This is a genomic window from Gordonia sp. GN26 (assembly GCF_054823965.1).
Map to the genome: position 1 here is coordinate 147,971 of NZ_JSYC01000017.1, position 17,911 is coordinate 165,881.

Genomic DNA, 17,911 nt, shown 5'->3' on the forward strand with positions numbered 1-17,911 from the left:
GGGCCGTTCTGCTGGGGCGATACGATCCGGTGCGTGAGTAAACCTGCCTCAGCCCCCGAGTTTCTCTACTCTGATCTGCTCCCCATCGGCGCCGACGAGACCCCGTACCGACTGATCACCACCGAGGGTGTCTCGACGTTCGAAGCCGGCGGACAGACCTTCCTCAAGGTGGAGCCGGAGGCGATCCGCAAGCTCACCGCGGAGGCGATGCACGACATCAGCCACTACCTGCGCCCCGCCCACCTCGCGCAGCTCCGCAAGATCATCGACGACCCGGAGGCGTCGGGCAACGACCGCTTCGTGGCACTCGACCTGCTCAAGAACGTCAACATCTCCGCCGGCGGCGTGCTGCCGATGTGCCAGGACACCGGCACCGCGATCGTGATGGGCAAGAAGAGCGAGGGCGTGCTGACCGGCACCGACGACGCCGAGGCGATCTCGAAGGGTGTCTACGACGCCTACACCCAGCTCAACCTGCGCTACTCGCAGCTCGCGCCGCTCACGACGTACGACGAGAAGAACACCGGCTCCAATCTGCCGGCCCAGGTGGAGATCTACGCCACCGAGCAGGGACCCAAGGGCCCGGAGTACAAGTTCCTGTTCATGGCCAAGGGGGGCGGTTCGGCCAACAAGTCCTTCCTGTTCCAGGAGACCAAGGCCATCCTGAACCCGAAGTCGATCCTCAAGTTCCTCGACGAGAAGATCCGCTCGCTCGGCACCGCGGCCTGCCCGCCGTACCACCTCGCCGTCGTGATCGGTGGCACCTCGGCCGAATTCGCCCTCAAGACCGCGAAGTACGCCTCGGCGCACTACCTCGACAACCTGCCGACGCAGGGTTCGATGTCGGCGCACGGTTTCCGCGACCTCGAACTCGAGGACGAGGTCTTCAAGCTGACCCAATCGTTCGGTATCGGTGCCCAGTTCGGCGGCAAGTACTTCTGCCACGACGTCCGCGTCGTCCGCCTGCCGCGTCACGGGGCGTCGTGCCCGGTGGCCATCGCGGTGTCGTGTTCGGCCGATCGCCAGGCCCTCGGCAAGATCACCGCCGACGGCGTGTTCCTCGAGCAGCTCGAGACCGACCCGGCCAAGTACATGCCGGCAGCCGGTGTGGCCGAGGACATCTCGGGCGGCGAGGTGGTCGAGGTCGATCTCAACCGCCCGATGTCGGAGATCCTGGCCCAACTGTCGCAGTACCCCGTGAAGACTCGCCTGTCGCTGACCGGCCCGTTGGTGGTGGCCCGCGACATCGCGCACGCCAAGATCAAGGAACGCCTCGACGCCGGCGAGCCGATGCCCGATTACCTGCGCGATCACCCGGTCTATTACGCCGGCCCGGCCAAGACCCCGGAGGGCATGGCGTCGGGTTCGTTCGGTCCCACCACCGCGGGCCGCATGGACTCCTACGTCGAGCAGTTCCAGGCCGCGGGCGGCTCGATGGTCATGCTCGCGAAGGGCAACCGGTCCAAGCAGGTCACCGAGGCCTGCAACTCTCACGGCGGCTTCTACCTGGGCTCGATCGGCGGCCCGGCAGCCCGCCTCGCGCTCGACTGCATCAAGAGCCAGGAGATTATCGAGTACCCCGAATTGGGTATGGAAGCGGTGTGGAAGATCGAGGTCGAGAATTTCCCGGCCTTCATCGTTGTTGACGACAAGGGCAACGACTTTTTCACCGACCCGAGTGGGGCCGTCAACGTCCCGCTGAGCGGCATAAGGATCCGATCGAAGGAGTAGTACACCTATGACCCAGGCACAGGGCAAGCAGGAATACCGCACCGAGCACGACACGATGGGCGAGGTGCAGGTCCCCATCGATGCTCTGTGGCGCGCCCAGACCCAGCGAGCGGTGGAGAACTTCCCCATCAGCCACCGCCCGCTGGAACGGACGCAGATCCGCGCGATGGGCCTGCTGAAGGCGGCCTGTGCCACGGTCAACAAGGAACTGGGGCTCCTCGACGCCGAGCGGGCCGACGCGATCATCGCGGCGGCCACCGAGATCGCCGACGGCAAGCACGACGACCAGTTCCCGATCGACGTCTTCCAGACCGGGTCGGGCACGAGTTCGAACATGAACACCAACGAGGTCATCGCCTCGATCGCCAAGGCCAACGGCATCGACGTGCATCCCAACGACCACGTCAACATGTCGCAGTCGTCGAACGACACCTTCCCCACCGCCACCCATGTCGCGGCGACGGAGGCAGTCGTCACCGATCTGGTCCCGGCTCTCGACCATCTCCGGGAAGCCTTGGCGGACAAGGCAACCGAGTGGCGTGAGGTCGTCAAGAGCGGCCGTACGCACCTGATGGACGCGGTGCCGGTGACCCTCGGCCAGGAATTCGCGGGGTATGCACGGCAGGTCGAGGCGGGCATCGAGCGGGTCACCGCGACCCTGCCGCGGGTCGGCGAGCTGCCGATCGGCGGCACCGCGGTGGGCACCGGGCTCAACGCCCCCGACGGGTTCGGCACCAAGGTGGTCGCCGAACTGGTGCGCCGCACCGGCGTCGACGAACTCTCCCTCGCCAAGGACAACTTCGAGGCGCAGGCCGCACGCGACGGCCTCGTCGAACTGTCCGGGCAGCTGAAGACGATCGCGGTGTCGCTCACCAAGATCGCCAACGACGTCCGGTGGATGGGTTCGGGACCGCTGACCGGCCTGGGCGAGATCCTGCTCCCCGACCTCCAGCCGGGCAGCTCGATCATGCCGGGCAAGGTCAATCCCGTTCTGCCCGAAGCGGTCACGCAGGTCGCCGCGCAGGTCGTCGGCAACGATGCGGCGGTCACGTGGGGCGGCGGCAACGGCGCCTTCGAGCTCAACGTCTACATCCCGATGATGGCCCGCAACGTGCTCGAGTCACTCAAGTTGCTGGCCAACGTGTCCCGTCTGTTCGCCGACCGCTGCATCTCCGGCCTGCAGGCCAACGTCGACCGTCTGCGGACCCTCGCCGAGAGCTCCCCGTCGATCGTCACGCCGCTCAACAGCGCGATCGGTTATGAAGAGGCCGCCTCCGTCGCCAAGCAGGCCCTCAAGGAGGGCAAGACGATCCGGCAGACGGTCATCGATCGCGGCCTCGTGGGCGACAAGCTCAGTGAGGACGAGCTCGACGCGCGTCTCGATGTGCTCAAGATGGCCAACCTCGACCGCGAACGCTGAGTACCGTCTGGTCATGACCTCACTGGAGCCCTTCCCCACGGACTGGCAGACAGCACTCGTCCTCGTCGCCCATCCCGACGACCCGGAGTACGGCATGGCCGCCGCGGTCGCGCGGTGGACCGGCGAGGGCAGGCGTGTCGTCTACGCGCTCGCCTCCAGCGGCGAACGCGGGATCGAGGGCATGACCCCGGCCGAGTGCGGTCCCCTCCGAGAGGCCGAACAGCGCGCCTCGGCGAAGATCGTCGGCGTCGACGAGGTGGAGTTCTGGGGCTTCCCAGACAGCGACATCCGCAACACCCCCGAACTGCGCGCGAAGATCACCGAAACCGTCGAACGCATTGCGCCACAGGTCATCCTGTCGCTCTACGGCGGGCCTGAGTGGGCGCCGGGCCAGCCGAACCAACGCGACCACATGGAGTTCGCCGCCGCAGTACTCGAGGCCTATGACGCCTTGTCCCGGTCGGGTTCCGGCGAGGTTCCGGCATGGCTGTTCGAGAACGGGCCCGCCGCCACTCACGCGGTCGACGTCGACGCACAGTTCGAGGTGGCCGTCCGCTCCCTCGCCGCGCACGATCGCTACCTGTCGGTCCTCGACCCGGACACGCCCGTCCTCGATCAGGCCCGCGCCCAGATCGACCGGGCGACCGCACCTCGAGACGGCGCCGACGGCGTGCGGGTCGCCGGGTTCGAGCTCAAACGGACTCGCTGACCGGCCGCGACACCGGAGAGGTCCCGACGTTGGCCCCGTCGATTTGTGACCTTCGGCCCCTCCCGGACACGCTCTCGACACGAGAAGGTGTGGGGGTCAGTCTCTCGCACCACCCGGGAGAGTCCCTCCGAGAAAGTCGGGAGGTGACCGGTCATCACGCTCACCGGTGTACTCGTCGTATTCCTCGCAGCCTTCGCGGTCTGCGCCCTCATCGGGCTGTCCATCTGGCTCATCGTGCTTTTCGGCCTCCTGTCGGGAGTGCAGGCCGTGGCATGGGTGACCGAGCAGACCTCGGCCTGGCGACTGCCGGCCGAACCCGACACCGGTCGGTGAACCTGTCCCATCTCGACGCGGCGTCCCGCTAGAGCGGCACCGACCACCGCACGGACAGTCCCCGGCCCGAGGCGGGCGTGCTCAACGCGAAGGTCCCGCCCAGACGTTCCGCGCGGTCTCGTAGGTTCTTCAGCCCGCTGGGCGTCACGTCCTCGGGGAGACCGATGCCGTCGTCGGTGACCTCCACGGCCAGCTCATCGCCGACCGAGATCGCCACCGTCACCGTCGTCGCGTCCGCGTATCGGACCGCGTTGCTCAGGGCCTCGCGCACCACCGCGACCACCTGGTCGGAGAGGCGCGGCGAGACGATCGACAGCGGGCCCGCCATCCGCACATGGGTCTGGAGAGGCAGGTCGTCGACCTGCTCGTCGATCGCCTCCTGCACCCTCTGGCGGAGTCGGGTCGTCTCGGTATCGTCTGCCTGCAGGTCGAAGATCGTCGTCCGCACGTCCTGCACGATGTCCTGCAGGTTGTTGATGGACCGGGTCAGCCGCGCCCTGATCTCGGGTGACTGGGTGCGTTGCAGCGTCGCCTGCAGGGTGAGTCCCTCGGCGAAGATCCGCTGGATCACATGGTCGTGCAGATCGCGTGCGATCCGTTCTCGGTCCTCCAGGACCCGCAACTCGTGAGCCTGGATGGTCGCGCCGGCCAATTGCAGCGCCAGGGCCCCCTGGTCGGCGAAGTTCGCGCTCAAGCTCAGCAGGTCCTCCGCGAACCCGTCGCGACCCTTGGACCGCACCGCGATCAGCACGCCGCGGGTCGATTCCGCCGTCCGCAGCGGCGCCACCATCACCGGGCCGTGGCGACTGGACGAATCCCCGGAGATGTCGTATTCGAGCTGCTCGCGGAGCACCGGCCTCCGTCGGACGAAGGCGTCACCCGAGGTCGACCCCTTGATGGGCACGGATCGTCCGCGGAAGAACTCGGCGTCGACCCCTTCGGCGACCGTGACGACGAGTTCGTCGACCGATTCCGGCGGCACCTCGTGGTCGTGGGGTTCAGCGATGCAGACCAGGTCGGCGTCGGCCAGCGTGAGGACCTTGCGGGCGATCGATTCGAGGACGTCCTGCTGATCGGCCCCGGTCAACAGCTCCGCGATCACGTCGCGATTCGCCTCGATCCAGGCGAGCTGGGTCTGCGCCTGTTCGTACAGCCGGGCGTTCTCGATCGCGATACCTGCCGCCGACGCCAGTGCCTGGATGACGAGTTCGTCGTCCTCGGTGAACAGGGCACCGTTCTTCTTCTCCGTGAGGTACAGGTTTCCGAAGATCTCGTCGCGCACCCGGATCGGGGCGCCCAGGAAGCTCGTCATCGGCGGGTGGTTCGGCGGGAATCCCACCGACGCGGGATGCTCGGACAGGTCGGTGAGCCGTAACACCCGGGGGGCGTCGATGAGCTGCCCCAGCACGCCGCGGCCTGTCGGCAGGTGCCCTATCTCGGCGCGGACGTCCTCGCCGATGCCCTGCGCCAGAAAGGCCGACAGGTCGTGTCCGCTGCCGAGGACGCCGACCGCCCCGTACTCGGCGTCGACCAATCGTGTGCCCGCAGACACGATGGCCTCGAGCGTGGTTTCCAGATCGAGATCGGAACTGACCATCAGCATGGCCTCGAGCAGACCGTCGATGCGGTCACGAACATCGGCGATCTGCGTTATCCGGTCGCGGACCTCATCGAGGAGCTCACGTAATCGCATCTGCGACAACTCATTCTGCACCTCAAAAGACCCCACACCGCGTTCCCGGGATTCGCGGACCATATTTCGAATGATATACCCTCCGCTTCGTTAAGTATTGGGTTGACCAATTCTCGCCAGATAGTCTGAAAGCCCTCGAATCATCCTCCCCGCAAAGCAATTCGGATTTCCGTGACCTCGTTTTCCCCGTTGAATCGGACATTTCGGGTATAGGTGGAAATCCGCCAGTCCGGGCAATCTGGGTGAAACACGTCGGGGGTCGACCTACAATTCGTCTCACGGCACCTGCGCCGGAGGGAGGTGTGGCCGATGTTCTCGGTTTTCCTCGTCGATGACCACGAGATCGTCCGGCGGGGTCTCGTCGAACTCCTGGACCACGATGACAACGTCCGGGTCGTCGGCGAGGCCGCGACCTGCGCGCAGGCCCTCGCCCGCATACCGACCGTGCAACCGGACGTCGCGGTCCTCGACGTCCGCCTACCCGACGGCAACGGGATCGAACTGTGCCGCGACTTGCTCAGCCGAGTCGACGGGTTGCGCTGCCTGATCCTGACCTCGATGACCGACGACGAGGCCATGATGGACGCGATCCTCGCCGGCGCCAGCGGGTACGTCATCAAGGACATCACCGGCATGGAACTCGCCCGCGCCATCACCGATGTCGGCGCCGGACGGTCGTTGCTCGACAACCGCGCGGCCGCAGCCCTGATGGACCGGTTGCGCACCCAACGCGAGAAAGAGGAAAAGCCCGGCGACGGATTGAGCGAGCAGGAGAGCACCCTGCTCGCCCTCCTCGGCGAGGGCCTGACCAATCGGCAGATCGCCGCCCGGATGCATCTCGCGGAGAAGACCGTGAAGAACTACGTGTCCCGGCTGCTGGGCAAACTCGGCATGGAGCGCCGTACGCAGGCGGCGGTGTACGCCACCAAAGCGGCGCGACGGGGTCACGCGCACTGAGTCGAGGCTCGCGAGCGATTCGCGTACCATATCCTGCGGGTTAGAGCACGACACGTGTCATTGGTCCCCATCCAACGGGACTCTTTACCCGGTGACTCGACCCTCACCGGGGGCATGTACTGGATACACAAGCGATGCCGGGCACCCCGGCACGCGGTGTGTGGACCTCCAGGGGGACTGCCGTGTGACCGCATCCGGATTCACCAACGGACCTGTCGTCGTCGGCGTCGACGGGTCCGCCACCGCCCGCGCCGCCGCCCGCTGGGCCGCGCGCGACGCCGCTCTCCACCGGTCGGAGCTCGAGCTGATCGCCTCGGCGAATCTCGCGGCGGACGATCCACGCGTCCTCGAACCCCTGCGCGCCCGATGCGAACGCGCCCTCGCCGAGGCCCGCCGCGCGGCCGAGGACTCGGGCGACTCGCCCGACCCGCTGAAGATCACGACCCAGGTCGTCGACTCACCGCCCGTCACCGCCCTGCTCGAGGCATCCGATCGAGCCCGTCTCCTCGTCGTCGGCAACCGGGGGCACATGGCCGGTCATCGCGTCGCGCTCGGGACGGTCACCACCGCACTCGCCGAGCACTGCAGGTGTCCGCTGACGGTCGTCCGCGACTCCACGTCCCACTGGTCCCAGGCGGGGATCGTGGTCGGCACCGACGGCTCCCCGGGCGGGCGAGCCGCCGTCGACGCCGCGTTCGCAGCGGCCGACCTACGCGGCGTCCCGGTCACGGTCGTCCACGCCTGGTGCGACACCGATGTCGCCGACATGGCCGTGCCGTGCACGATGTCCGAGTGGCCGAGCCATCGCAGCCGCGCCGACGCCTGGCTCGAGGCCGAACTCGACGAGGTGCGACGCCGGTACCCGCGCGTCACCGTCCGCCACGCCGTGACCAGAGACCGACCCGCCCGCGCCCTGCTCGACCACGCTCAGGCCGCGCAATTGCTAGTCGTGGGTGCGCGCGGTCGCGGCGGTTTCGCGGCCATGCGACTGGGTTCGACGAGCCTCTCGGTCCTGCGGTCGGCCCGTGGCCCGGTGATGGTCGTACCCCACGACCGCTGACCTGCGCCCCGATCCGCCGAACCATGTGCCATTCGGCCCTATGAGACCTACATCACATCCGGTGAAACTGAGGTGGTCGATCGTCCGAGTCCGTCGACGAACCGACAGGACCGACTCGACACAGCCAGCACCAGAGGTCCACCCATGACAGTCATTTCCCCGTTGTTCGCCGAAACCGAGGGTTCGGCCGACCGGTACTGCGACAGCTGCGGACGCAGCTTCGTCCCACGACGACCACTGGCCGAACCCGAACGGGATCGCTGGGCCAGGGTCAACGGCTGGCACGTCGGGGTGGAGGAGACCTTCTGCCCCGCCTGCCGGCACGCACGCTCCGAGATCAGCGACCCGTGAACTGCCCGAACAGGGCGGGAATCGCACCGACCAGTTGCGAGAGCAGGCCGGTCAGCATGTCGGAGGCCGGCACGTCGGGAGTCGACGGCGTGGCACCCGGAGTTGTCTGAGGGGTTGCTCCGGGCGCCTCGCCGGTCGGCGCACCCTTGTTCACGCCGATCGTGATCTTCGGGCTCTTCGCGGGGTCGAGCCAGACGAGGATCTTCTTCATCAGTTCACGCTCGACGGCGACGCAGCCCAGCGTCGGCTGGTCGTTGGTCACATGCAGGAACATCGCCGTCGCCTTGCCGGGGGTGCGCTCCGGGTTGTGCGCGATGTTGACGGCGTAGTCGTAGACCGGACCCGAGTTGTACAGGTTCTCACTGTCACCACCGGGACTCTGGGGCTGACGTACGTGGGTGTTGTAGGTCGGCGACTTGGGATCGGAATCCCACCAGTCCTGGGTGTCGACCTTGAGGTAGGGCATCTTGGTGCCCGGATTCTCCTGACGACCGAAGGCCTGGTCGAGCGGGAACGTCCCCTCCGGGGTACGCGGCACGTTGTCCTGCGGTTCGCCCATCCCCAGGGAGCCGAGGTATGCCTTGGCCGGGCCGAGGCCGGGGACCGGCTTCCAGCTGCCGTCGGTTCCCTTCTCGAAGGCGGTGAGTGTGGCGGTCGTGTCCGACGCCTTGGGGGCGGTCACGACGATCATCTGGCTGGTCGGGCCCCCGGACCCCTCGAGGCCACCGGGCGCCTCGTCGGAACCGCTGCCGCCGGACAGTTGGTTGAGCACCTCGTCGAGCATCGGGATACCGAGGCCCTCGCCCATTCCCGGCAGCGACGGGCCGCCCGGCGTGGTCGGTGTCGTCGGCGTGATCGGTGTCGTCGTTTCCGGATCGGCGAGAGCCTGACCCGCACCACCGGCGCACGCGGCCAACACCGCAATCACCAATAGTCCCAGCAGTCTCATTCGCCTCATCAGTAACTTCAGCACCACAACAGTGTGACAGCGCGCAAGACCCCATGAGTCACGTGATGGTCACGGTGCAGTGAGGATCGGATCAAGCACCCCGGCGGATTCGGCCGCCCTCGATCGCCGGATCAACCACCGGGTGTCGACTCGGCGGTCGATTGCCGATGGAAAATCGGAAATGATCCATTATTCGACGTGCAGGACAAAGCGCCGGAAAGAAGTCATCCCGTCGAGGCCATGCAGAATTCGTCGGCCTTTTCTTTGCGGGAACTAAATATAATCGTTAGCGTCGGCAACGGCGTTGATCGCACAGCGACCTCGCCGGACGGAAATTCACCGACAAAGGAGAGAAATTGGGTTCCCTGGAGAACATCGAAGCCCTCACCGCATTCGTCGAGCTCCTCAACGCACTCAGCGACCTCGGCGGCAGCGCGGCCTGACCCCTCCCCCGAGTCGGGCCCACCATCGCGGGAATCGTTGCGACAGCGACAATCTCGGCGGGCCCCAGTGACGGAAGGCCGCGACGGTTCGCTCCCCTCAGCGAATCGTCGCGGCCTTCCCCTCCAAACGCCCGCCCGTTACGCTCCCGGCGCGGTCACACCCCGCCCGCTCACTACGCTCCCGGCGCGGAAGGCCCGAACTCCTCCAGCATCTCCGTCACCAACGCCGCGATCGGCGACCGCTCACTGCGGGTGAGCGTGATGTGTGCGAAGAGCGGATGCCCCTTCAACTTCTCGATGACCGCGGCGACACCGTCGTGCCGGCCGACGCGGAGGTTGTCGCGCTGTGCGACGTCGTGGGTGAGCACCACACGAGATCCCGAACCGAGGCGCGACAGCACCGTCAGCAGGACGTTGCGTTCCAGCGACTGCGCCTCGTCGACGATCACGAACGAGTCGTGCAGCGACCGGCCACGGATGTGCGTCAGCGGCAACACCTCGAGCATCCCGCGGCTCAGCACCTCCTCGATGACCTCCGGCGAGGCGAGCCCCTCGAGGGTGTCGAACACCGCTTGTGCCCACGGGCCCATCTTCTCGGCCTCGCCCCCGGGGAGGTAGCCGAGCTGCTGACCCCCGACCGCGTACAGCGGCCGGAACACGACGACCTTGCGCTGGGTCCGGCGTTCCAGAACCGCCTCGAGACCCGCACACAGAGCCAGCGCCGACTTACCGGTGCCCGCCTTGCCGCCCAGCGAGACGATGCCGACGCTGTCGTCGAGCAGCAGGTCGAGAGCGACCCGCTGTTCCGCGGAACGCCCGTGCAGGCCGAAGGCCTCGCGGTCCCCCCGCACCAGCTGCACGCGCTTCTCCGCGTTGACGCGACCGAGGGCGCTCGACGACGGACTGAGCAGGCGGATGCCGGTGTGACACGGCAGCTCCCTGGCCTCGTCCAGGTCGATGACACCGTCGGCGAACAGTGCGTCGATCATCGACGTCTCGACATCGAGCTCGGTCATCCCCGACCACCCGGACACCACCACGTCCTGCGCGTGGTACTCGTCGGCGGCCAAACCGACCGCACCGGCCTTCACACGCAGCGGGGTGTCCTTGGACACCAGGGTCACGTCCTTGCCCTCGGCACGCAGGTTCAGCGCACAGGCCAGAATCCGGGAATCGTTGCTGTCGGTGCGGAAACCGGCCGGCAGGACGGACGGATCGGTGTGGTTGAGCTCCACCTGGAGGGTGCCGCCCTCCTCACCGATCTCGATCGGAAGGTCGAGCCGACCGTGCGCGAGCCGCAGGTCGTCGAGCATGCGCAACGCCTCACGCGCGAACCAGCCGAGCTCGTGATGGTGACGTTTGCCCTCGAGTTCGCTGATGACCACCAGTGGCAACACCACTGAGTGCTCCGCGAAGCGCATGACCGCCCAGGGGTCGGACAGCAGCACGGAAGTGTCGAGGACGTAGGTGCGTGTGGTCACGTCGGGCTCCTACGTTCATGCGGCGCCCGCACAAACCAGTTCTCAGGTGACCGGCCGGTCGAAGTCCGTTGCCCTCGGCGTCAGCCGAGGTGGACGAGGACCGGGGCCGGCCCTCTCGCGCTGCTGTTGCAATACACGAATCGAACCTCCCGGACGAACCGCTTCCCCGCGATCCGTACCGTCAACGTACGCGCAGACTCCGCGGGCGGCGCGCCGGAATCAGGTGTGTCGGCGTGAATTTCGCGTTAACCGCAGTATCGTCTGACCCAGGGACGCAAACGGCGCCACCAGGATGTTCGTCGTCCTGATGGCGCCGTGCGCGCGTCTTACGGGGTGGCGGTGTTCTAACCGCGGGCGCGGGAGAGGATGCGCTGACGCGCGGCCTCGGCCTCTTCGCCCAGACCCTCGATGGAGTCGAGCTTGACCGCGTCGGCGAGGGTCGCGGCGATCTCGCGCCAGGTGTCGGAGTTCTCGTAATCGGCCAGGAGAGCCCGCTCGGCATCGAAGTCGTCGATGTCGTGGCCGATGGCCTCGGCCCGGCCCAGCGCCAGGGCCGAGTCGATCGCGATGACCGTGGCGTCCTGGTCGGCGATGATGCCGGCATTGAGGAACGCACCGAAGGTGTTCGCCTGCTGCTGGTCGTCGGCGGCGATCTTGGTCAGGATCTGTTCCAGGACGTCGTCGGCGGCGATTGCACCGAGTCGCTTGATGAAGCTGACGCACTGGTTCTCGTGGACGGCCATCAGCGCGAGCACGTCGAGCGGGCCGAGCTGGTCGACCTGCTCGGGGGTCTGCCGGTAGCCCTTGGTGACGTGGACGAGTCGACGGTTCTCGGCGTCCACCGGATCGATGGCGCGACGCACGACGAGGTAGTCGCGCAGGACGATCGAGTGCCGGTTGTCCTCCGCGGTCCATACACCGATGAGCTGACGCCACTCGGAGAAGGCCGGGAAGTGCTTCGCGAGCACACGGTGGTACGACGGCAGGTTGTCCTTGGTGAGGAGCAGCGCCAGCAGACCGGCACGCGCCTCGTCGGACAGCGTCGCCTGCGACGGGTCGAAGTCGGCGCCGCCGAGGAAGGCGAAGTTGCGTCCCTCGTCCCACGGCACCCAGTCGTGCGGGTTCCACGGAGTGGCGGCCGACTGGTGGTCTTCCGCGATCTCGGGAAGAGCCTTCTCGAGCGCGATGATCAGGTCGTCTTCAGTGAGTGCGTTCATCGCTGCAAGGATACGGACGCCGCTCGGCGCGGGGCAATTCAGGTCACATCCGAGCGGCCGGCCGCGGCTCAGATGCGGCTCATCAGTCCCCACTCCTCGAGCCCCTCGTAGAGCGGGAAGTCGAGGGCGAGCTTGGACACCCGGCCGCGCAGGGCCGAGACGTCGGCCGACGAGCCCGCGGCGAGCGCCGTCGCGATGATGTCGGCGACCTCGGTGAACTCCTCGTCGCCGAAGCCACGGGTGGCCAGCGCGGGGGTGCCGATGCGCAGACCCGAGGTGACCATCGGCGGGCGCGGGTCGAACGGCACCGCGTTGCGGTTGACCGTGATCCCGACCTGGTGGAGCAGATCCTCGGCCTGCTGGCCGTCGAGGTCGCTGTTGCGCAGGTCGACGAGCACGAGGTGGACGTCGGTGCCGCCGGTCAGGACCGAGACGCCGGCCTTGGCGACATCCTCACCGTTGAGGCGTTCGGCGAGGATGCTCGCGCCCGACAGGGTGCGGCGCTGACGCTCGGCGAACTCCTCGGTGCCGGCGATCTTCAGTGCGACGGCCTTGCCGGCGATCGCGTGCATGAGCGGTCCGCCCTGCTGGCCGGGGAACACGGCCGAGTTGAGCTTCTTGGCCCATTCCTGCTTGGCCAGGATGATGCCGGAGCGGGGTCCGCCGAGGGTCTTGTGCACGGTCGAGCTGACGACATCGGCGTGCGGCACCGGCGACGGGTGCAGGCCGGCGGCGACGAGTCCGGCGAAGTGCGCCATGTCGACCCACAGGTGGGCGCCCACCTCGTCGGCGATGGAGCGGAACGCCTCGAAGTCGAGCGTGCGCGGGTAAGCCGACCAGCCGGCGACGATGACCTTGGGCTTCACGTCGAGGGCGATCTTGCGCACCTCGTCCATGTCGATCCGGAAGTCTTCCTTGCTCACGCCGTAGAAGGCGTTCTCGTAGAGCTTGCCGGAGAAGTTGAGGCGCATGCCGTGCGTGAGGTGACCGCCGTGGGCGAGGTCGAGACCGAGCATGGTCTCCCCCGGCTCCATCAGGGCCTGCAGCACGGCCGCGTTGGCCTGCGCGCCCGAATGCGGCTGGACGTTGGCGAAGTCGGCGCCGAACAGTTCCTTGGCGCGGTTGCGGGCGATGTCCTCGACCACGTCGACGTATTCGCAGCCGCCGTAGTAACGACGTCCCGGGTAACCCTCGGCGTACTTGTTGGTGAGCACGCTGCCCTGCGCCTGCAGGACCGCACGCGGCACGAAGTTCTCCGAGGCGATCATCTCGAGAGTGTCCCGCTGACGGCTGAGTTCGCCGTTCATGGCGGCGGCGACGTCGGGGTCGAGCTCCGCCAGGGACATCGAGTTCACGGATGACGAGTTCGCGGTCATGGCGACAAGTCTAGGGACCTGCGCCGCGATCCCCTAACCCGCTACCAGCTCACGGCGCAGGCTCGCCGGGATGAGCGGTTCGTCGAGCAGCCGTCCGAAGGCCGCGGCGCGGTCGTCGGCGGCATCGAGCCACCTCTCGAGCAGTTGGTAACCCTCGACGTAGGTGCTGATGTAGGCCCGCCACAGCGGTGAGGTGAGGAAGCGCAGCATCTGCCGGGCACGCTCGGGCGGCGCGAGCAACCAGGTCTGGAGGAAGTCGGCGACGGTGTCGGCATCGGCGTGCTGGTCGTGCAGCATCAGGGCCGCGTCCTGGCGGACGGTCAACAGTCCGGAGGTCGCGCGTCCGATGCGCATCGCCCGGTCGGCGTCGAAGCGCAGGCCGAGGTCGGCGTAGACCTCCTGCGCCCAGACGCCCCACTCCTTGCCCATGATCGCGGTCAGGGCGTGGTCGGCGAGCCCCTCGGCCATCAGGCACTGCGGGGTGTTGACGAGGAAGATCGACTGCTCGTGCTGGCCGGCGCCGACGAGCAGTTGTTCCTTGCGGCAGTGCTCGGTGTGGTGGCCGGGGTAGGCCTCGTGGGCGATCAGGTGCGGGAGCGACGACATGTACTGCGTGAGGTCGGCGTTGATCGCGACCCGTGACCGGTAGTCGCCGAGGTAGTAGTTGAACCCCGACCACGGTTTGTCGGTGACGACCTCGAAGTCGACGATCTCGTTGTCCGGCAACGGGTACTGCGCCCGGACGCGTTCGCGGAGGGCACCGCTGAACGCCCGAACGCACTCGTCGACCTTGTCGGCGGGGATCTCGTCGGCCCGACGATGTGCGGAGTACGCGTCGCGCAGTTCGTCGCTGGTGGCGTCGGCGATGCCGAGCGCCTCCGCGAGGTCGGTGTGGGCCTGCCGGTAGCGGTCGGCGTCGGCGAGGGCGATGTCGACGTCGAAGTAGGCGCTGACCTCGTCGACGAAGGAGATCTCGTCGCCGGCGAATTTGCGGGCCGAGCACTCGAGCGCCCGCAGATGGGAGCCGATGAACTCCGCGCGGTCGGCGGGCAGATCTCCGGGGAGGTCGGCGCGCAACGCCCGGGCCTGTGCGGCCAGCTGCGCCGGATCGGGCGCGGGCCCGTTTGCGATCTCGGCACGCAGTGCCGGGTCGCCTGTGAACGCGTCGACGAATCCTTCTTCGAGCCGATCGAACGCCAGCCCCAACCGCAGGTAGTCGGTGACGAGGTCGGGGGTCGCGTGGTCGGCCGGCATACCGGGCACGTTACCGCGAGCGGAGGCGCCGCGTGGGCCCACCGCGTCGCGGCGAGCGATGGGCCCTAAGCTGTTACGCATGATGACCCGGGCAGCCGCGCTCACCACTACCCCGGAGCTGCGCTGATGGCTCGCAATGCCAGTGATCGGGACCCCAGTCTGTACCTGGAGCTCGACCGCCGGCAGTGGCGTGAACTGCGTGAGTCCATGCCCCTCGTGCTGAACGAGTCCGAGCTCTCCGAGCTCGTGGGCCTCGGTGAGCAGATCGACCTCGAGGAGGTCGCCGACGTCTACCTGCCCCTGTCGCGTCTGATCCATCTGCAAGTCGCTGCGCGCCAACGACTGTTCGCGGCCACCTCGACCTTCCTCGGCGAGCGTCAGATCAATCGGCAGGTCCCGTTCGTCATCGGCATCGCGGGCAGTGTGGCCGTCGGTAAGTCGACGACGGCGCGCGTGCTCGCGGCGTTGCTCGCCCGGTGGGAATCGCACCCGAAGGTCGACCTGATCACCACCGACGGATTCCTGCTGCCGACAGCAGAGATGCAGCGTCGGGGGATCTTGCACCGCAAGGGTTTTCCCGAATCGTATGACCGGCGCGCGCTGCTGCGCTTCGTGACCGAGGTGAAGTCGGGTGCGCGTGAGGTCGCGGCGCCGGTCTATTCACACCTCGCCTACGACATCGTGCCGAACGTCTATCACTACGTGCGGCAACCCGACATCCTCATCCTCGAGGGCTTGAACGTCTTGCAGACCGGGCCGACGCTGATGGTGTCGGATCTCTTCGACTTCTCGATCTACGTCGACGCCAAGATCGAGGACATCGAGGAGTGGTACATCTCGCGCTTCCTGCAGATGCGGACCACGTCGTTCGCCAACCCGGACTCCCACTTCCACGCGTACGCCTCGCTCACCGACGAACAGGCCACGGCTGCGGCCCGGGACCTGTGGACCTCGATCAACCGGCCGAACCTCATCGAGAACATCCTGCCCACCCGCCCGCGCGCCTCGCTGGTGCTCCGCAAGGACGTCGACCACGCCATCAACCGGGTGCGCCTGCGCAAGCTCTGAACATCACGCCGGTGTGAGCATCAGATCCACCAGTTCCGCGCTGTGGCGGCCCGCCGCCGCCCGATCCTCCTCGGAGTAGGACAGGTGCAGCGCCCCGATGCCCATCGCGAAGATCCAGTTGGCCCGCACGGACGCGGTCCCCGGATCCAGCCCGTGGTCGAGGAGACACCGGCGCACCGCTTCTCGCGCACGACGATCCGAGGTGCGGATGCTCGCCTCGGCATCCGGATCCGAGCGCGCCCATTCCCGCATCGCCCGTTCGATCATCCAGTGACGCGGACTCGTGAGCTGGGCGATCAGACCCAGCAGACGATCGCGTGGGGGTAGGTCGGCCAGCGCCGCGAAGTTCTGGTGCTCCTCGTCGCTCCACTCGCCCCACCGTGCGACCAGCGCCGCGCGGTAGGCCGCGATGTCGGTGAAGTGCCAGTAGAAACTGCCCTTGGTGACGCCCATGCGCTTGCAGACCGTGTCGATCTTGATCTGCTTGAACCCCTCCTCGGCCAGGATCGCGTACCCGAGCTCGATCCAGTCGTCGGCCGACAGATGGCCGCCACCTCGCTGCTGCGCTCGCCCCATTCGCTCACCCTAACTGCGCTTTCCGGCTCGAAGCGGGTATCCCATACCTTTTTGTATGTTACGTTCCGATCCGTGGACACCCCGACATCCGGAACGGTGCAGATCACCGACGAATTCATCGCCGCCCTGGCCGAGCGCGCCGGCCGGGCAGAAGAACTACGGCAACTGCCGGCCGAGACCATCCGCGACGCGACCGACTCAGGTCTTCTGGATCTGTTGATCCCCAGCAGGTTCGGCGGACTCGAAGCACCCTTCCCCGAGATCCTCGACCATGTCCGACGCCTGGCCCATGGCTGCACGTCGAGCGCCTGGACGCTGGGTTTCTACACCCTGCACGGCTGGATCACCGCACTGTTCAGCGAGGCGGCGCAGGAAGAAGCGTTCGCGGATCGTCCGTACCTCGCACCGGCACCCCTGGCACCGACCGGGACCGCGGAGCCGCGCGAGGGCGGTTTCGCCGTGTCCGGTCGCTGGTCCTGGGCGACCGGCATCATGGCCGCCAACTGGGTGATGGTGGGCGCCGTCGTCACCGGCGATCGCCCCGACGCCATCCTGGCGCTCCTGCCGATCGACGACGCGCGGGTGGAGGACGTCTGGCACACCGACGGCATGCGGGCGACCGGATCCAACGATGTCGTCATCGAGGACGCCTTCGTACCGGCCCACCGCACGGTCCGGGTTCGAGATCTCTACGCGGGCAGGACACCTGGCGCGGCGTTGCACGACAACCACTCGTATCGCTGGCCGATGGTCCCCGCCCTTGCCCTGCTGGCCGCCATGCCCGCCCTGGGCACGGCCGAGCGGGTCGCCGACCTGTACGCGGCACGGCTCTCCGAACGCGTCCTGGCGTACCAGATGGTCAAACAGAAGGACAAGCCCGCGGCGCGGATTCGATTGGGCGACGCCCGAATACGACTCCAGGCTCTCCGCGGTCTGCTCGCGGAGACCACGGCGACCATCGAGGGGAGCCTGGCTGGCGGCGCGACGGTCGACGTCCGTACGCGGGCCCAGGCACGTCTTGCCGCGGCCCGCATCGTGAACGAGTCGAGAGCCGTGATCGGCACGCTGCTCGAGGCGTCGGGCGCCAGTGTGCACTTCCTCGACCATCCGGTGCAGCGTGCGCGCCGCGACATCGACGTCCTGTCCGGCCACGTGGTCTTCGACTACGACGAGATCAGGGAAATCGCCGGATCTCTCGAGATCGGCATGGAGATCTCCCCGTTCGCCATGGTGTAGCGCGGCTATGCCCGTGGCACCCCTCTACCGGCCTTGCTGCCTGAGGTGCGAGGAGCG

The 17,911-nt window shown here is 67.5% G+C and carries 15 protein-coding genes; 8 read left to right on the forward strand and 7 right to left on the reverse strand.

The window, feature by feature from the left end; genetic code table 11:
* Positions 1-33: 33 nt before the first annotated feature.
* Genes OK17_RS06780 through OK17_RS06790 form a run of 3 tightly spaced genes read left to right on the forward strand, consistent with a single transcriptional unit; the run spans position 34 to position 3,860 of the window.
* The gene (locus OK17_RS06780) at positions 34-1,731 is read left to right on the forward strand and encodes a fumarate hydratase (RefSeq protein ID WP_461417002.1); all 1,698 of its coding nucleotides are present in this window, start codon (positions 34-36) and stop codon (positions 1,729-1,731) included.
* A 7-nt stretch (positions 1,732-1,738) separates the two neighbouring features.
* The gene (locus OK17_RS06785; protein WP_232715568.1) at positions 1,739-3,151 is read left to right on the forward strand and encodes a class II fumarate hydratase; all 1,413 of its coding nucleotides are present in this window, start codon (positions 1,739-1,741) and stop codon (positions 3,149-3,151) included.
* Between the two features lie 13 nt (positions 3,152-3,164).
* Positions 3,165-3,860 carry a PIG-L deacetylase family protein gene (locus tag OK17_RS06790; protein WP_232715567.1) on the forward strand — a complete coding sequence of 232 codons (696 nt, stop codon included), beginning with the start codon at positions 3,165-3,167 and terminating at the stop codon, positions 3,858-3,860.
* 361 nt (positions 3,861-4,221) lie between these two features.
* Here OK17_RS06790 and OK17_RS06795 read toward each other — a convergent pair whose 3' ends face one another.
* The gene (locus tag OK17_RS06795) at positions 4,222-5,949 is read right to left on the reverse strand and encodes a GAF domain-containing sensor histidine kinase (protein ID WP_461417003.1); all 1,728 of its coding nucleotides are present in this window, start codon (positions 5,947-5,949) and stop codon (positions 4,222-4,224) included.
* Between the two features lie 246 nt (positions 5,950-6,195).
* On the opposite strand from OK17_RS06795, the gene OK17_RS06800 reads away from it, so the two are divergent.
* From OK17_RS06800 to OK17_RS06810, 3 genes are all read left to right on the forward strand, one after another.
* Positions 6,196-6,843 carry a response regulator gene (locus OK17_RS06800; RefSeq protein ID WP_006357724.1) on the forward strand — a complete coding sequence of 216 codons (648 nt, stop codon included), beginning with the start codon at positions 6,196-6,198 and terminating at the stop codon, positions 6,841-6,843.
* Positions 6,844-7,027: 184 nt separating this feature from the next.
* Positions 7,028-7,903 (forward strand): universal stress protein, encoded by an 876-nt coding sequence (locus tag OK17_RS06805; protein WP_232715565.1) that lies wholly within the window; start codon positions 7,028-7,030, stop codon positions 7,901-7,903.
* Positions 7,904-8,047: 144 nt separating this feature from the next.
* Positions 8,048-8,254: a hypothetical protein gene (locus tag OK17_RS06810; protein ID WP_232715564.1), complete on the forward strand. Its 207-nt coding sequence runs from the start codon at positions 8,048-8,050 to the stop codon at positions 8,252-8,254.
* On the opposite strand, the gene OK17_RS06815 is transcribed toward OK17_RS06810, so the two are convergent.
* The 5 genes from OK17_RS06815 to OK17_RS06835 form a co-directional block, all read right to left on the reverse strand.
* Positions 8,241-9,203, reverse strand: a complete 963-nt coding sequence (locus tag OK17_RS06815; protein WP_461417004.1) for a L,D-transpeptidase family protein — start codon at positions 9,201-9,203, stop codon at positions 8,241-8,243. The two genes, OK17_RS06810 and OK17_RS06815, sit on opposite strands and share 14 nt — an antisense overlap.
* A gap of 616 nt (positions 9,204-9,819) precedes the next feature.
* Positions 9,820-11,127: a PhoH family protein gene (locus OK17_RS06820; protein ID WP_005195763.1), complete on the reverse strand. Its 1,308-nt coding sequence runs from the start codon at positions 11,125-11,127 to the stop codon at positions 9,820-9,822.
* Between the two features lie 344 nt (positions 11,128-11,471).
* Complete coding sequence (locus tag OK17_RS06825) at positions 11,472-12,344, reverse strand: acyl-ACP desaturase (protein WP_232715562.1); 873 nt, start codon at positions 12,342-12,344, stop codon at positions 11,472-11,474.
* Between the two features lie 68 nt (positions 12,345-12,412).
* Positions 12,413-13,720, reverse strand: a complete 1,308-nt coding sequence (gene glyA / locus OK17_RS06830) for a serine hydroxymethyltransferase (protein ID WP_035750511.1) — start codon at positions 13,718-13,720, stop codon at positions 12,413-12,415.
* Positions 13,721-13,753: 33 nt separating this feature from the next.
* Positions 13,754-14,974, reverse strand: a complete 1,221-nt coding sequence (locus tag OK17_RS06835; protein ID WP_232715561.1) for a DUF2268 domain-containing protein — start codon at positions 14,972-14,974, stop codon at positions 13,754-13,756.
* Between the two features lie 126 nt (positions 14,975-15,100).
* Here OK17_RS06835 and coaA point away from each other — a divergent pair, with 126 nt between their 5' ends.
* A complete protein-coding gene (gene coaA / locus OK17_RS06840) occupies positions 15,101-16,042 on the forward strand; it encodes a type I pantothenate kinase (RefSeq protein ID WP_006866043.1) in 942 nt (313 codons plus the stop codon).
* Positions 16,043-16,045: 3 nt separating this feature from the next.
* On the opposite strand, the gene OK17_RS06845 is transcribed toward coaA, so the two are convergent.
* Positions 16,046-16,618, reverse strand: coding sequence for a TetR/AcrR family transcriptional regulator (locus tag OK17_RS06845; RefSeq protein ID WP_232715560.1), 573 nt, complete (start codon positions 16,616-16,618; stop codon positions 16,046-16,048).
* 72 nt (positions 16,619-16,690) lie between these two features.
* Here OK17_RS06845 and OK17_RS06850 point away from each other — a divergent pair, with 72 nt between their 5' ends.
* Complete coding sequence (locus OK17_RS06850) at positions 16,691-17,854, forward strand: acyl-CoA dehydrogenase family protein (RefSeq protein WP_232715559.1); 1,164 nt, start codon at positions 16,691-16,693, stop codon at positions 17,852-17,854.
* Positions 17,855-17,911: the final 57 nt, after the last annotated feature.